The organism is Acinetobacter sp. SWAC5 (assembly GCF_003419885.1).
GTDB lineage: Bacteria > Pseudomonadota > Gammaproteobacteria > Pseudomonadales > Moraxellaceae > Acinetobacter > Acinetobacter cumulans.
In genome coordinates, this window is the sequence record NZ_QUWR01000004.1 from 21,273 (window position 1) to 37,752 (window position 16,480).

Consider the following 16,480-nt stretch of genomic DNA (forward strand, 5'->3'; position numbering starts at 1 on the left):
CAATCAACTTGGAATTCGTTATTGTTCAATAAAAAAAGACTGACCAGCTTATAATAGAGCCAACATTTCCAAGGTAATTTTTTTCACAGCATCACGACTTTGAATAATATGTGCTTGAATACTCTCCAAGGCTAAATCTTTATTTTTGCTAAGGATCTGTTCCAATATCTTTTGATGTTCTGCATAGGTTGCATCAATACGATAATCTTTAGAAAAATCTAAACGGCGAATAATACGGATTTTTTCACTCACATCCCGATGCACCTTTGCCATTTCACTATTACCAATTGCTTCAACCAATTGACAGTGAAATGCTTCATCTTGCATAGATAAAGTTTTTAAATCATGCAAAAACCGTTCAGGCTGAATACACCACAAATTCACCAATGTCTGTAAAGCCTGTTTGAGTTGTTCTGGTTCCATTTTACAGAGCTGCTCAATGGCATAGCATTCCAGCAAAATCCGTAAATCGTACAGTTCTTCGTAGGCTTTAAAATTGAGTGGCTTCACTTCCCAACCGCTGCGAAAATGCACCCGTACATAACCATCTTGCTGTAAACGGTATAAAGCCTGCCGTACGGGTGTACGGCTGACTTCATACAATTCTGCAATTTCAGATTCGGTAAAACGTGCACCCGGTTTGAGCTGAAAATCAAAAATATCGTTTTTTATTTTTTGGAAAACCAGCTCAGACAAGTTGTCTGAGCTTTTCCCAACAATGGCTGAGCTCATGTTTATTCCATATAAACCAGCGGTTCACCGCTATGTACCGTTTGTCCCGCACGGCAGATAATTGCTTTCACTATGCCGTCATCATCAGCATAGACTGGAAGCTCCATTTTCATCGCTTCAATAATGGCTACAGTATCGCCTTTCTTCACAGGCTGTCCAGCTTCGACAAAAATTTTCCAAATGTTGCCTGTCATCGATGCATTTAAAGCTGCATACTGGCTATAGTCGGTATCATCTTGCAGGATTTCCATTTCCGCTGGCGCATCGAACTCATCTTTCCAGCGTTCAACTTCAGTTGTAAATGCCTGCTGCTGCTGTGCTTTAAATTCGGCAATACTGTCCTTTTCTGTTTCCAAAAAGGCTTGATAGGCTGCAAAATCAAACTCTGTCTCTTCAATTTTAATTTCAGCAACGCCATTGGCAAAGTCAGCACGGAATTGATCGAGTTCAGCTTCGGTTACTTCGTAATATTTAATTTGGTCAAAGAAGCGTAAGAACCATTGCTGATCACCAAACTGCTTGTTCTTTTTAAACTTATTCCAAATGGGCAAGGTACGGCCTATCAATTGATAACCGCCCGGTGAGTCCATGCCATAGATACACATGTACATACCGCCAATACCGACTGTACCTTCGGCAGTAAAGGTACGTGCAGGGTTATATTTCGAGCTGAGCAAACGATGACGCGGATCAATTGGAACGGCACAAGGTGCGGTTAAATACACATCGCCCAAACCTAAAATCAGGTAATTGGCATCAAAAATGATGTCTTTGACTTGCTCACGGCTGTCTAAGCCATTAATGCGCTGAATGAAATCGACGTTATTTGGCAACCACGGCGCTTTGGCACAGACACTTTCTTGATAACGTTCTACAGCACCTAAAGTTGCCGAATCCTCAAATGCCATCGGCAAGTGAATAATACGGGATGGAATTTTGATTTGGCTCAAATCGCCCATCTCATTTTCCAGACCCAATAAGAACTGAATTAAATTCGCTTGGCTGAAACGCAATCCATCATATTTAATTTGCAGTGAACGCACACCCGGTGAAAGCTCTAAAATGCCATCAATGGTCGCTTCACGAATGAGCTGCATCAGTCGATAAACACGTAAGCGTAATGCAAGGTCGAGAACGTTTTCGCCATATTCAAGCAAGATGTAACTGTCACCTGCCTGACGGTAGACTGCTTTCGGCGCATGCATATCTGCTTCACGAACCGCCAATATCCCTTCAGGCTTGCATTCAAAAGTTGCCACCTCTGACTTTTCAGGTGCTTGAGCAAAGCTTTGGATATCGGCAATTTGCTGAACTTCCAAGGCATTGGCTTGTTCCACACTCATCGGGTAGAAACTGATGCTGTCATCCGCCTTCAGTTGACCAATCTTCCAAAGTTCTGCTTTGGCAATCGTCACTGGGCAAACAAAGCCACCGAGGCTTGGGCCATCTTTCGCCAAAATTACTGGGAAATCTCCGGTGAAGTTAATCGCCCCAATAGCATATTCACAGTCATGCACATTGGATGGATGCAAACCTGCTTCACCGCCATTTTCACGTGCCCAGCTTGGTGTCGGGCCTGTTAGTCGAATACCTAAACGGTTTGAGTTAAAGTGCACATTCCATGTTGAAGCAAAGAATTCTTCAATATATTCAGGTTTAAAGAAATCTGGTGCACCATGCGGGCCATAGAGCACACCAATTTTCCATTCTTTGCCATAGCTTGGAATACGCTCTGCTGCCAAAGCTTGCGGTGCTGCTGTTACAAGCTCCAATCCATCCAAAGGCAGGCTTGGATTAACCATTTTAATCATGTCGCCTGCGCGCAACACTCGCCCTGCATGACCGCCAAAATTACCCAATGCAAAAGTTGAACGGCTGCCTAGATATTCAGGTACATTTAACCCATTGCGGATCGCAAGATACGTACGGCAACCCGATTCAACTTGTCCGAGTGCCAAAGTTTGCCCGGCTTTGATGCTGATCGGCTGCCAAAAATCGACATTCACACCATCTAGAGTCGCGCTACATGGCGCACCTGCTAAGGCTACGATGCTATCGGCATGAAATTTAAGACTTGGTCCTTGTAAGGTAAACTCAAAGCCTGCTGCCGATTTTGGATTACCCACAACTTGATTGGCCAATTGAAATGCATAATCATCCATCGGGCCTGATGGCGGTACACCGATATCCCAATAACCGACACGCCCCGGGTAGTCTTGAATCGTACTTTGTGTACCCGGTTGCAGCACTTCAATTACATTTGGCACGTATTTAAAATCATCCAGCAGACGTGTCCAGATTTGCATATTATCAAAGCGTGCATCAGACACTACGGTATGCGCATAATCCAAGTTGGTGCTGATGCCATTCAGGCGGGTTTCAGCCAAGGCTGTTTTTAGCTTGGCAATCGCACTGTCTCGATCTGCGGCATGCACAATAATTTTGGCAATCATCGGGTCAAAATATTGTGAAATTTCTGTGCCTGTAGATACCCACGTATCCACACGAATGTCTTCAGGAAAATATACATCCGTGAGTACACCCGGACTTGGCTGGAAGTTTTTCACTGGGTCTTCCGCATAGATTCGCACTTCAATGGCAGCGCCATTGGGCTGAATATTGCTGAGTTTTTCCCAATCTAAAGCATCACCTGCCGCCACTTTGAGCATGCATTCAATCAGATCTAAACCCGTCACCATTTCAGTGACTGGATGTTCAACCTGCAAACGGGTATTCACTTCAAGGAAATACACTTCATCACGGGCAGCATCATAGATAAACTCAACTGTGCCTGCGCTGCGGTATTTCACCAATTGTCCGAGCTCTACAGCAGCACGGTGCAATTTTTGACGGGTCGCTTCTGGTAAATGCGGTGCTGGTGTTTCCTCCACCACTTTTTGGTTACGGCGCTGCAATGAACAGTCACGCTCACCAAAGGCAACGACTTGACCTAAACCATCACCAAAAATTTGTACTTCTACGTGACGAGCTTTATCGACAAAACGTTCGAGAAACACACCCGCATCTTTAAAGAACTGCTCGCCTAGACGCTTTACACTTTCATACGCATCTTTTAATGATTGCTCATCATCACAGCGGGTTAAACCAATCCCACCACCGCCAGCGGTGCTTTTCAACATGATTGGATAACCAATCTCTGCAGCAGATGCGAGTGCTTCATCCAAATTTGCCAATAATCCTGTGCCCGGTGTCATGGGCACATTGGCGGCAGCTGCCAATTCACGTGCACGATGCTTCAAACCAAACTCTAAAATTTGTTCAGCCGTTGGCCCCATAAAGGCAATGTTATTTTCTTCACATGCACGGGCAAAGTCGGCACTCTCTGACAAAAAACCATAACCGGGAAATATTGCTTCAGCGCCAGTTTGTTTGGCTGCTTGAATCAATTTTTCAATACTTAAATAAGTCTCTGCAGGCTTAACACCTTCAAGCGACACCGCCACATCTGCATCTAAGACATGCTGTGCATAACGGTCTGTCTCTGAGTACACGGCAACCGACTGAACACCGAGTTTCTTTAATGTACGAATCGCACGAACAGCAATTTCACCACGGTTTGCAATTAAAACTGTTTTAAACATGATTATTTCCCCGAATTTTTTAATTTGATTTTGCTGTTGTTGCTTGCAGTGATTGGATATAGGCGCGCCAGCCACCAAATTCACTGATATTTTTTGCACCGTTTAGGCCATAGGGTTCGCAAATAAAGCCTTTCACCCAACGTCCATCGGCAAGCTCGACATTGCCCATACCGAGCGGTGTTGGAATTTCAGCGACAAATTCACCAAAGCGTGCTTTTGGAATATCCCAAAGCTCGACAATAATTTTTTGACCCGATTCCTGACGTGCTAAACCTGGTTTCGGCGGTACAGTGCCCGGCAGTGCATAGAGGGCATAATCGGAAGAAGTGGTTGTGGTTTCGACATGCACGGCTTGGCGTGTTGTCAGTTGGAAATTGAGTGGCATGCCTGTGAGATGTGCACCCACAACCGCAACTCGAAAATGCTGTGCGGATGGTGCAGAAATGACTGAAGCTGTTTCAGGCAATGTTTTACCCATTGCACCGAGGGGTAATTTCAGATGGTTTTGCCATTTTTCTGCAAAATCTGCTAAAGCCGTATCGTGCCAAGCCGGTGCAATGAATGTGATTCCAAAAGGCAGCCCGTCGGCACGAAAGCCTGCAGGTACAGCGATGGCACTCAGGTCTGCTAAATTGGTAAAGTTGGTATAGGTGCCAAAGTGGCTATTATTTTCAATTGGCGCCTCAGCCATTTCAGCCAGTGTGTGAATGGTTGGCGAGCTTGGCACCACTAAGGCATCAAATTGGGCCAAGGTTTGCTGAATGTCTCGAGCCAATTCTTGCTTTAAATATTCGGCGTTATAGGCATCCACCGCAGTGTACTGCTGCCCTTTTTGAATGATTTCCAAAACTGTTGGATCAAAGTCTTGTACCGATGTTTCTAATAAATCTGCAACTGCAGCAGTACGCTCTGCGACCCATGACCCTTGGTAAAGTTGGCTCGCCAATTGACTAAAAGCACTGAAATCAATTTCTGTCAGTTCTGCGCCTAAGTTTTTTAATTCAGTCAGTGCTTGCTGAAATGCATCCGCCGATTGAGCATCACCAAAAAACTCTAACTGTTTTGGAATGGCTAACTTTAATTGTGCGCTGAACTTTGCAGGCGCTGTTGCGGGATTCACACGTGAATAGCTGTCAGCTACGTCAAAACCTTCCATAACTTCTGCCACAGCAGTTGCATCAGCGACGGTTAAGGCAAAAATTGAAATGCAATCGAGGCTTTTGCAGGCAGGCAATAAGCCTGTATTTGAAAAGCGGCCTTTGGTTGGCTTTAAACCGACAATATTATTGAAAGCTGCAGGTATACGCCCTGAGCCTGCTGTATCTGTACCGAGTGCAATCGGGACTAAACCACGCGCCACCACACTGCCTGAACCAGAGCTTGAACCACCGCTTACATAGTCAGGATTAAAAGTATTTGGCACGGCACCAAATGGTGAACGTGTACCAACCAATCCTGTGGCAAATTGATCTAAATTGGTTTTGCCTACAATAATCGCACCCGCTTGTTTTAAGCGTTGTACCACATAGGCATCTTCAGTTTTAATTTCAGTAAATAATTTAAACGCAGCCGTTGACGCAAAGCCTGCCACATCAATATTGTCTTTGACTGCAATAGGCACACCAAACAAAGGTAAGGCAGTCGCATTTTCAATTTGTTTTAAAACTTCAATCTGCGCAGTTATTTGTTCTATCGATGCAATTGAAATCCATGCTGGGTCTACGCGATCAAATTGCTCGACCAAGGCATATAAGTCTTCAAGTTGAAGTGTGTTGTTTGCGTAGCCCGCTTTCCATTCCGCTAAAGTCCAGCCTAAAGTTTTTATTGGGTTCATTGATGTGCTCATTCTTGTATCCAAGTTTGAATACTGTATTGCACACATCATGCCAAAATAATATTTTTATTATTTTTCAATATCTTACTTATTAAATATAATTATTTTTATTTATTTCAGACCTGTCATCATACACCTCTGTTCTAAAATAGAACATTCGTTCACTTTATTTGCACCATGTCAGTTTGAACCGAAAATACAGATCAGCTGGCTCCTGCATCATAAAGCTTATCTTTAATTCAAAGCACAATTCACTTCTGCATTTTGGCTACAGCATAATGGAGAAACCAGCACTGAAGCTAACCTTATAGCATTAAACCTTACTCATTAAACATATTCACGTGACTCTAGGCGTACTACATCTACAGGCAATCCCAATAAATACCCTTGCATTTGTTGGCAGCCCAAACGCGTTAAGATTTCCGCTTGCAAAGGTGTTTCCACCCCTTCTGCTGTCACGGTCAGACCCAGTTTAATCGCCAGATGCACAATGCTTTCTAAAATCATTTCTTCTTTGGAAGATGCCGTTAAATCATGAATAAAGCCTTTATCAATTTTTAACTCATCCACAGGTAAATTTTTTAAATATAAAAAGCTCGAATGGCCTGTACCAAAGTCATCAATAGCCAGCTTGATCCCCATACTGCGTAAATGCTCAAAAGTACGAATACTAATATCGATATGGTGCATGGCTGTAGATTCAGTGATCTCAATCATTAAATGATTAGGATTAATACGATAGCGATCAAATAGCGTTTCAAGGGTTGAAAATAAATGTTTATGCTCGAATTGAATCGCAGAGAGGTTGACTGCAATCGGAAGAAACTGCTCATTTTCGCTGTCTTCCCAGAGTTGAATCTGCTTACAGGCTTGCTCAAGTGCCCAATATCCCATTGGAATAATGAGGCCTGTTTTCTCTGCCCCTCCAATAAACATATTAGGTGTCAGCAAACCCAATGTTGGATGTTTCCAACGGATAAGGGCTTCTACGCCACACATGCTTAAATCGCTGGCATTAAACTTCGGCTGATAAAACAAAATAAACTGTTGTTCTTCAACCGCTTTATACAGATCATTAATCAACTTGGTTTGGCTTTTGGTTTCGTGTTGATCGATGGTATAGCTAAAGATAGAATAGGTATTACGACCTTGATATTTCGAGGTCAGCATCGCTGCATCGGCATTGATTAATAAGTCTTGTAAATTACTGCCATGCTCAGGATACATCGCAATACCAATACTGCCGGACAAATTAATTTCTTTGCCTGCAATTAAAAAACTCTCTTGTATAATTTCTAAAATACGTTGTGCAACTTGTGAAGCATGCTCTGTTTCGGTGTGTTCTAACACCATCAAAAACTCATCGCCACCAATTCTTAATAATTTGGAATCTTGATCCAATAAACGGTGCATACGATTGGCCAATTGAATCAACAATTGATCGCCAACATGATGGCCAAATACATCATTTACAGCTTTAAAGCGGTCTAAATCGATATATAAAAATGCAATTTTTTCTTGACTGCTTCGATGCTCCGTAAACAATAAATGTACATATTCAGCTAAATACAAACGATTGGGTAATTTGGTTAAATTGTCTTGTACTGCTTGATTGGCCAGTTCTTTGTTGGCCTTCGAGAGTTGCTTATTACGGTCTTCTAACCGTTGTTCAAGTAGCGCGACACTAAAAGCTGCAATAAAAATTAAAGCTGTAATAAAGAGCACGGTAAATAGCAACATATCATGGCTAGATTGGGCCTGAAGCAAGCTTTGTGTTGCATCTATTTTTATAAACTTTGTCGCAGCCATGCCAATAAAATGCATGCTCACAATCGTCATGGTTAATATTGCAGATACAACCAATTTAATTAGTGGATTACGGTATTGATTTAATTTTTTTTTAAAGGCTAGCCAAAAAGTTAATCCAGAGCCACAAATCGCAACCACTATGGAACACGTTACCACCAGTGGATCATAGTAAATATCATGTTGTTGTACGATCAGGCCCATCATGCCCGTATAGTGCATACCTGAAATACCCAACCCCATTAGCACTGCGCCTAAAATTAAGCGAGCAAATGGTAAAGTTTGGCGTGTGGTTAACCAAACCACAAAAGTAGATGCAATAAAAGCAATAATGTATGAAGTAAACGTTAAACCAAAATCAAAATGATAAGGTGCAGGCATCGTGCTAGCTTGCATACCTATAAAGTGCATGCACCAGATTGCCGCCCCTAAAATGATACCGCTTGCCACCAAGATCATTCTTTCGTATTTAGGCTTAGAACTGCGAAATACCAACTGTTCTAAAGAAACTGCTAAATAACAGACCACCAAGGTCACCAATACTGATCCAAGCACTAGACTGTAATCATAATGTATATGAGTCATATTTAGCTTTTCCGCATCAGCTCTGATTATTGTTCTTTGTACCCAAAATGCTACACACAAAAAAAGGTGGATGAATAGGCTTTTATTAAAAGACTACCTATAAAACAACCAATTGCCTTAAGAATCCATTACTCTGTGTATAAGGTCAAGTATTTATTCTGCGTTTTATTACCCCTTGTCGAAATCCTGAATTTTGATTTGAATTAGGTCACTCAACTGACAGAAGTTGCTAATTTATACCGATTTACGTCACTTTTCCATTAAAAAAAAACCAGTGCATTCATAAATGCACTGGTTTCATTTTCATCTTATAAAATGATTTAAGAAGCTGGCTTATGTTTCGCCTGTAAACTTGCATAATCCAACAGTACATTGGCTGCTTCATTGACGAAGGTTTCTTCCTCAGGCAATGCAGGGCGTTGATTTGCTTTCATCTTGGCACGCGACTCGACCAAAGCATCCAATGAAGCTTGATAGCTTTCCCAATTGCTATATGGTTTCAATCCTGTTGCTGTACGACGTGCATTTTCTGCATCTAAAGTCTTTTGCTCAAGATCGAGCAACTCTTTTTTGCGTTGCTGTAAATCAAGCACCAATTGCTTTTGCTCATCAGTTTTTTTAGCAAGGCTGGTACGTTGCTCTAAATACTTAAACTGAGGATCAAGGCTGACACGTTGTTGCGATGATTTAACTAGGTCAGGCACATAGTTTTTGATTGAGCCTTCACGTTTGAAGGGTGCTGTTGGAATCGTGTCCCATTGCAATGCATTTTTTGCCTTACGCTCACCAAATTCTTCATTGTAAATATCAACCAATTTTACATCTGGAATCACGCCTTTGTTTTGGGTACTTCCACCGGTAATACGGTAAAACTTACGTTGTGTGAGCGTTGCTTGACCATAAGCCAAAGAGTCCAACTGCACTTGAGCTGTACCCTTACCTGTAGTTGTACTACCAATCACAATACCGCGCTCATAGTCTTGAATCGCCGCTGAATAAATTTCACTTGCCGATGCAGAAGCAAGGTTAATCAGTACAGCCAATGGGCCTGCATAGGTTTGTGCGCCACCATCATCATCCTCAAACACACTGACATTGCCATTGCCATCGCGAATTTGTACCACTGGACCTGATTTAATCACTTGCCCCAACATGCGCGATACTTCATCCAAAGAACCACCAGGGTTATTACGTAAATCGATAATAATCCCTGCCACATTTTGAGCATTTAATGCTTTTAGCGCTTTATTGGTGTCTTCAGACACAGAACGATAATCTGCACCCGCACGACGTGCACGATAGTTCAAATAGAATGATGGGATTTCAATCACACCAAACTTATAGTTTTTGCCATCACGCTGAATATCCACTGTACGTGAACGTACGCCTGCATCTTCTTCTTGAATCACGTCACGGACAATCGTCACGTTACGTGCTTGACTCATAGAAGCACCTGCACCCAATAAACGTACCGTCACTTTAGTGCCACGCTTACCGCGAATTAAGCCCACAATTTCATTGCTCGGCCAACCCACAACGTCCACCATTTTGTCGCCATCTTGTGCTACACCAATGATGCGATCACCTGATTTAACTTGGCCCGATTTACTCGCTGGACCACCTTCTACAATGGTTTCAATTTTGGTGTAATCTTCATTGCCACGCTCTGGACGGATTGATACTCCAATCCCCTCAAGTTGCAACGTCGTTTGACGGTTTAGCTCCATCGCATCTACAGGCGGGAAATAGTTACTGTGTGGATCATAAGTCAGCATCATTGCATTGAGTGTTTTATCTAACACATCATCGCTTTTTAAACGACTAACACGTTCTAATTGACGGGTATAACGCTTAGTTAAGGTCTGAACTGGGGTTAAATCTTCTGGGCCTTTTAAATCTTGCCCATTGGCCAATTCAGGATTGTCCTTTAAAGCTTTTTGCTTGGCTTGTTCTTCTTCTTTACTGATCGTAAGGTTGATCAGTTGCGACACCAGCATTTTGTTCCAATGCGCACGCTGTTCTGCTTCAGTTTTAAAGAACGGTGCTTTTTCACGATCAGTTTCAATCACGACATTGGGTTGATTTAAATTTTGTGGTTTTTTAAGTTCAGCCAAAATATAGCTATAGAATTGCTTTAAGCGCTCGCGATACTGTGCATGAATTTCATAAGGGCCAGACAAATTACCAGCTTTTAAATTCGCACCAAAACTTGGGCCAAAGCGTTTTTTATAATCTTCAACTTCGGATGCCAAGAACAACGAATGTTCAGGGTCTAGACTGTCTAAATAAAAATCTAGAATACGATTAGATGTATTGGCATCTAAACGCTGATTTAGGTAATGCTGACGATCCACCAAAGTTGCAAGCTGGCGCGAAACCAAGGCTTGCTCTTGTGTCGGTTGAATCGATTGAGTTGTTGCTGGCGCACTTTCTGCCGCAATTGCTTCATTCACAACATGTGTAAAAAATAAACCACCTGTTGCCAAGGCAACGGCGCAAGCTAAAGTTTGAAGTTTCATATCTCTGTCGTACTTCCTTGGTTTACGAACCAAATTGCCTTGTCATTTTTGGACTAGAATTAAATATTTTCAAAATCTTAAATGACTTAATCTGTTTATGTCGTGTAGTTTTATCATAATCTGTGCTGACAAAGTGTAGCAAAACATTGCAGAATTCAGGTATTGTTTTTCCCTAAAAATACCAACACGGACCCCCGAATATGATTGGCGCATTAATGCTCGACATTGCTGGCACAGAACTTACTCAAGAAGATATTGAACTATTAAAGGCACCGCAAGTCGGAGGCATGATTTTATTTGGTCGAAATATTGTCTCACCACAACAAGTTCGTGCCTTAACCGACCACATGCGCCAAATTCGCCCTGACATTTTAATTGCTGTCGATCAAGAAGGTGGTCGCGTACAACGCCTAAAAAATGGTTTTACCCTGCTTCCTGCTATGGGCCAGTTTGGCGAACTTTACTTAACCGAACCTGAAAAAGCCCTCGACTTGGCCGAACAATGTGGTTGGCTCATGGCCACGGAAGTTTTGGCCGTAGGCATCGACTTCAGTTTTGCACCTGTGCTTGATCTGAATGACATTAGTGATGTGATCGGAGACCGTGCCTTTGCCAAAAATATGCAAGACATTGTGCCTTTGGCTAGTGCCTTCCTCAAAGGCATGAAACGTGCAGGCATGGCATCTACAGGTAAGCATTTTCCAGGCCATGGTTCTGTTCAAGCAGACTCACATGTGGCAGCTGCGGTGGATAGTCGTAGTTATGAAGAAATTTATCAAAAAGACATGCAAAGCTTTATCCAATTGCAACCACAGCTAGATGCTTTAATGCCTGCGCATGTAATTTATGAAAATGTCGACCCAAATCCTGCGGGTTTCTCGCCTTATTGGATTCAAAAGGTATTACGCCAAGAATTACAATTTGATGGCGTACTGTTCTCTGATGATTTAAGTATGCAAGCAGCCTGTGTAGCTGGCGGTGCCGATGCACGTATTCAAGCCGCTTTAAGTGCAGGCTGTGATATGGGCCTTGTTTGTAATAACCGTGAATCGGCTTGCACTGCATTGGCCGGTATTGAGCATTTACCGCTGCCAAATCAACAGCGCCTAGAACGTATGCGTGGCAACATTCCACACATTCAGATTGGTGAACAACTGGAGTTAGGTGCGGAATGGGCAAGCATTCGTGACCGTATTACTGCATTTAAGCAAGGTCTAAGCCTTTAAACACTATTTTGACAAAATCAATCAGCACTTTTAAGTAAAAGGAGCACGACAAATTGTTCCTTTTTCTTTATGATAAAAACAACAATACATTGCAATATAAAGCAAAAAAAATTAAAAGAAAATCTAGGGCTTATTTCTCATGACTCAACAACTTTCTGTGCATCGTCATATTTCGTTTACAGCGCATTATACAGGCTATATTTGGTACAGCATGGGGATTTCAAATCCAGTTTTTGCGACCTCTAAAGGTAAGTTTTTAGCAAAGTTGGTACATCCACTCGAAAGCTGGGCCGAAAAGCATGTGGGTGGCAGTATGCGCACCACACTCAAACAACGCCACACCCTCATTGACTGTGAACTGACACAGTTAATTCAAAAACACCCACAACTACAAGTACTTGAGATTGCCTGTGGCCTATCGCCTCGCAGTTGGAACTTTCGTCAAAAATTTCCAACGATTGATTATCGCGAGCTCGATTTGCCAGACATGGCCAAAATTAAAACCCAAGCACTACAAAACTTAGATCAAAATGCACCTGAAGTACTCACCGCAGATATTTTTAGCCAAGACTTTGAGCGCATTTTTCAAGTTTTCGACCCAAAGCGCCCATTGGTGATTATCAGCGAAGGCCTGATTAACTACTTCGATAAAACCTTACTCAATCGCTTATTACAAGGCATTAGCGAATATGGGCAAGACTTTGAACAATTACATTATTTGACCGATATTTACCCTGAACCCGTCAAAAATAAACTGGCCAATTTTATTTGGACCAGCAGTAAACTATTAAAAGTAATGTCTCGCAGTTCTTTTACTTTTCATTTTATCAATCCGTTGCAAATTCATGAGTTTTTTCAAAATGCTGGCTTCCAGCAAGTTGAGGTACTCCAACCCATCAATAGCCTCAAAAAACCCAATGACAGCAATGTAATTCCCTTTCTCTCCCCTGACGAACACGGCGGGGACTTGGTATGGGTCATTCATGCAGTCATAAAAAAACAGCGCTCATAGCGCTGTTTTTTTACTTGGAATAAGCATACTAAGTGAATTAGCAGACCTCATCCAATAACGCCACTTGAACTTTTTGACGCTGAATAAAACGCAGTAAACGCTCAGCAATATCAAAACTACCATGCTTAAATAAGGCGCGAATTTCATGCTGCTCAGTTTCAAAAATCAAACATTCAATTTGAAACGGGCCTTCTTCATCTTCTAAATGCAGTGCCAAATCACGAGGATATTGTGCTGCTTGCACAACTGCCTGCTCAGTTTGCAAAGTGAGTAATACACCAAAGTAATTCAGATCAACAATTGTAGTTTCTAAACATAAATCCGAATGGCGATGCGTTAAGACTGTATCCGCTTGATGTACGGTCACACGCGCTTCACCACGACGATCAATCTGCGTCATTTGCTCACGTGTCATTGGGATAATGCCATCTAAAGACTGAATAGACTCCCCACGCAAAAAGGTTGCAAATAAGCCCATGGTTTCTTTACGGCGCTGTAACTGAGGAACATGGTCTGCATTGGCAATCATCGCAAACTGCATATTTGGACATTGCAATGCGAAGTTGGCATTTTCATGAGGCAAGGTAAAACTATCATATTGCCCACATGCAACTAAAACATCACATTCAGGAATTGGTACATTGGTTAAGCGCAGTAAGCGATTACAGTTAATGTCATAACGCTCTTGTTCTGTGGCCGTAAATTCTGCCATTTGACGGAAGAACAAGCGCTTCGCTGTCGGCGACATTCGGGTTAAATCCATTTTGGCATGGTTCACCAAATACAAAATCACCGCTTGGCCAAACTCATCCATGCGCTGTTCTTTCATAAGATGTAAGGATTCTTCCAATAGCATGCGCCAGCTTTTACGGGTTTTTTGCATCACCCCCATCAAAATCATGCGCTCTACAACATCTGGACGCTGATGTGCCAAACAGGATGCCACCACTGAACCCAAAGACATCCCCAATACAGCCACTTTAGGCATGTGTACTAGATCTAACCACGTACCAAGCATGCCAGCAAGGTCTTCCAATTCTAAAGTGCCTGCAGAGACGCCTGTATCGACATTGGTAATTTGTTGATTAGCGCCCATTGAAGGTAAATCAATCAGAATAATCGGGCCTGCATCAAACAATTGTTCAACGCAATATTTATAAGAATTAAAATTTTGAAAAGCCCCACCAATAATGACCATTGGTGTTCGATGTAAGGTATCTGCACGAGCGATGGCCATATATTCGACTTTCCAACCATCGATCCAAGTCGTACGTGGTGGTTGTTTAAAGCTGTTGCGGTCGTATAAATCAAAGAAACCGTAATGCGTACTTGCCTGTACTTCAGGTTCCATTTGGATAACGGAATTCATATTCCTTTCCTCCATCCTTGCTTATTTTTATTGTGCAAGAAATCAATTAGAGATCTCTGCTTGCTTCAAGCATCCTGCTCTGTCGCGAATTTATCAGACGTCAATGTCGTTTATGTTTCATTCTATACAGGAGATGTTTTTACAAGCAACTGCTTCTTGCACCACTCATCTGTTTTCAAGTGAAAAACATTTTCAAAATGTGAATAACACGACTGTTTCACACGTTTTTTCTTCTTGAGACTTCTTTGCGAACAGATAGACTGCTAATATCAAAGGGTAATTTTTATGTGATCACAGCGCTATGCAAGAGTCTATTGAACAATATATGCACACGGTAGGTCAGCAAGCACGTCAAGCATCCCGCGTGCTTTCCAGTGCGTCTACCCAAATTAAAAATCATGCGTTATCTGCTATTTACACTGCTTTAGAAAACAATGAAGTAGAGATTTTAGCAGCCAACAAAAATGATATGGCTAAAGCACACAACAACAATTTAGACAGTGCGCTTCTTGATCGCTTAGAACTTACCCCCACACGCTTTAAAGGCATGCTACATGGCCTAAAAGATGTGATTGCTCTGACAGACCCCATTGGTGAAATTACAGATTTGGCTTACCGCCCTTCGGGTATTCAACTGGGTAAAATGCGCGTACCGCTAGGTGTTGTCGGCATGATTTATGAATCACGCCCGAATGTAACCTTAGAAGCTGCCTCACTGGCCCTTAAGTCTGGTAATGCCATTATTTTACGTGGTGGTTCAGAAGCCTTGGAATCAAACCAAGCGATTGCAGCAGCCATTCAACATGGCTTAAAAGCATCGGGTTTACCTGAGTCTTGTGTACAGGTCATTAAAACCAAAGATCGTGAGGCGGTGGGTCAGCTCATTACCATGTCCGAATATGTTGATGTGATTGTGCCACGCGGTGGTAAAGGACTGATTGAACGTATTACCAATGATGCACGCATTCCTGTGATTAAACATTTAGATGGTAACTGCCATGTTTATGTAGAAGCGCAAGCAGACTTACAAAAAGCCTTGCCAATTGCACTCAACGCCAAAACACACCGTTACGGCGTATGCAATGCCATGGAAACCTTGTTGGTCGATGAAAAAGTGGCTGATGAATTTTTACCGCGTATTGCCGAATTGTATGCAGAAAAGCAAGTTGAACTCCGTGGTTGCCCAAATGTACGTCGCATCTTAGGGGATCAAGTTCAACCAGCCAGTGAAGAAGATTGGTATGAAGAATACCTTGGCCCAATTTTAGCCATCAAAATTGTGTCTGGGATGGATGAAGCAATTGACCATATTAACCAATATGGCTCACATCATACCGATGCGATTATCACTGAAAACTTCAGCCTTGCGCGTCAGTTCCTTGCGCGAGTAGATTCAAGCTCAGTGATGATTAATGCCTCCACTCGTTTTGCCGATGGTTTTGAATACGGTTTAGGTGCAGAAATTGGTATTTCTACAGATAAAATCCATGCCCGTGGCCCTGTTGGTTTAGAAGGCTTAACTTCTCAAAAATGGGTTGTGTTTGGCGATGGTCAAATCCGTCAATAAAACGAACTCATCAGTTTAATCTTTTCATCCCCTCAGTAGAGTCATCTGCTGTGGGGATTTTAATATATGTAAAAGAATGAATAAGCATATTGAAGATATACTCACAAAGAACAACTGTGGTATTCAGCGTATAAGTACAGTTTGTGGCGTATGAAGAATCTATAAAAACACCCACAATTCAGAGTGAGCACAAGTACAAGACCTGCAATCTAAATCAATAAACTACTG

At 42.3% G+C, this 16,480-nt stretch carries 9 protein-coding genes; 3 read left to right on the forward strand and 6 right to left on the reverse strand.

The features are described 5' to 3' along the window. Positions 1 to 48: 48 nt before the first annotated feature. From DYI81_RS03985 to DYI81_RS04005, 5 genes are all read right to left on the reverse strand, one after another. Positions 49 to 732 carry a GntR family transcriptional regulator gene (locus tag DYI81_RS03985; protein WP_117006774.1) on the reverse strand — a complete coding sequence of 228 codons (684 nt, stop codon included), beginning with the start codon at positions 730 to 732 and terminating at the stop codon, positions 49 to 51. Between the two features lie 2 nt (positions 733 to 734). Next, positions 735 to 4,334: an urea carboxylase gene (gene uca / locus DYI81_RS03990; protein ID WP_117006775.1), complete on the reverse strand. Its 3,600-nt coding sequence runs from the start codon at positions 4,332 to 4,334 to the stop codon at positions 735 to 737. Positions 4,335 to 4,353: 19 nt separating this feature from the next. Then, positions 4,354 to 6,168: an allophanate hydrolase gene (gene atzF, locus DYI81_RS03995; RefSeq protein ID WP_117006861.1), complete on the reverse strand. Its 1,815-nt coding sequence runs from the start codon at positions 6,166 to 6,168 to the stop codon at positions 4,354 to 4,356. A 327-nt stretch (positions 6,169 to 6,495) separates the two neighbouring features. After that, the gene (locus DYI81_RS04000) at positions 6,496 to 8,559 is read right to left on the reverse strand and encodes an EAL domain-containing protein (protein ID WP_117006776.1); all 2,064 of its coding nucleotides are present in this window, start codon (positions 8,557 to 8,559) and stop codon (positions 6,496 to 6,498) included. A 320-nt stretch (positions 8,560 to 8,879) separates the two neighbouring features. Then, a complete protein-coding gene (locus DYI81_RS04005) occupies positions 8,880 to 11,078 on the reverse strand; it encodes a carboxy terminal-processing peptidase (protein ID WP_117006777.1) in 2,199 nt (732 codons plus the stop codon). A 200-nt stretch (positions 11,079 to 11,278) separates the two neighbouring features. Between DYI81_RS04005 and nagZ the strand changes: the two genes are divergently transcribed. Next, entirely contained in the window at positions 11,279 to 12,304 is a 1,026-nt protein-coding gene (nagZ, locus tag DYI81_RS04010; protein WP_117006778.1) for a beta-N-acetylhexosaminidase, read from the forward strand. Between the two features lie 139 nt (positions 12,305 to 12,443). After that, positions 12,444 to 13,316, forward strand: coding sequence for a class I SAM-dependent methyltransferase (locus tag DYI81_RS04015; RefSeq protein WP_117006779.1), 873 nt, complete (start codon positions 12,444 to 12,446; stop codon positions 13,314 to 13,316). A gap of 37 nt (positions 13,317 to 13,353) precedes the next feature. On the opposite strand, the gene DYI81_RS04020 is transcribed toward DYI81_RS04015, so the two are convergent. Further along, positions 13,354 to 14,685 (reverse strand): alpha/beta hydrolase, encoded by a 1,332-nt coding sequence (locus tag DYI81_RS04020; RefSeq protein WP_106985160.1) that lies wholly within the window; start codon positions 14,683 to 14,685, stop codon positions 13,354 to 13,356. Positions 14,686 to 14,986: 301 nt separating this feature from the next. Between DYI81_RS04020 and DYI81_RS04025 the strand changes: the two genes are divergently transcribed. Then, positions 14,987 to 16,252, forward strand: a complete 1,266-nt coding sequence (locus DYI81_RS04025; RefSeq protein ID WP_117006780.1) for a glutamate-5-semialdehyde dehydrogenase — start codon at positions 14,987 to 14,989, stop codon at positions 16,250 to 16,252. The last annotated feature ends 228 nt before the right edge of the window (positions 16,253 to 16,480 follow it).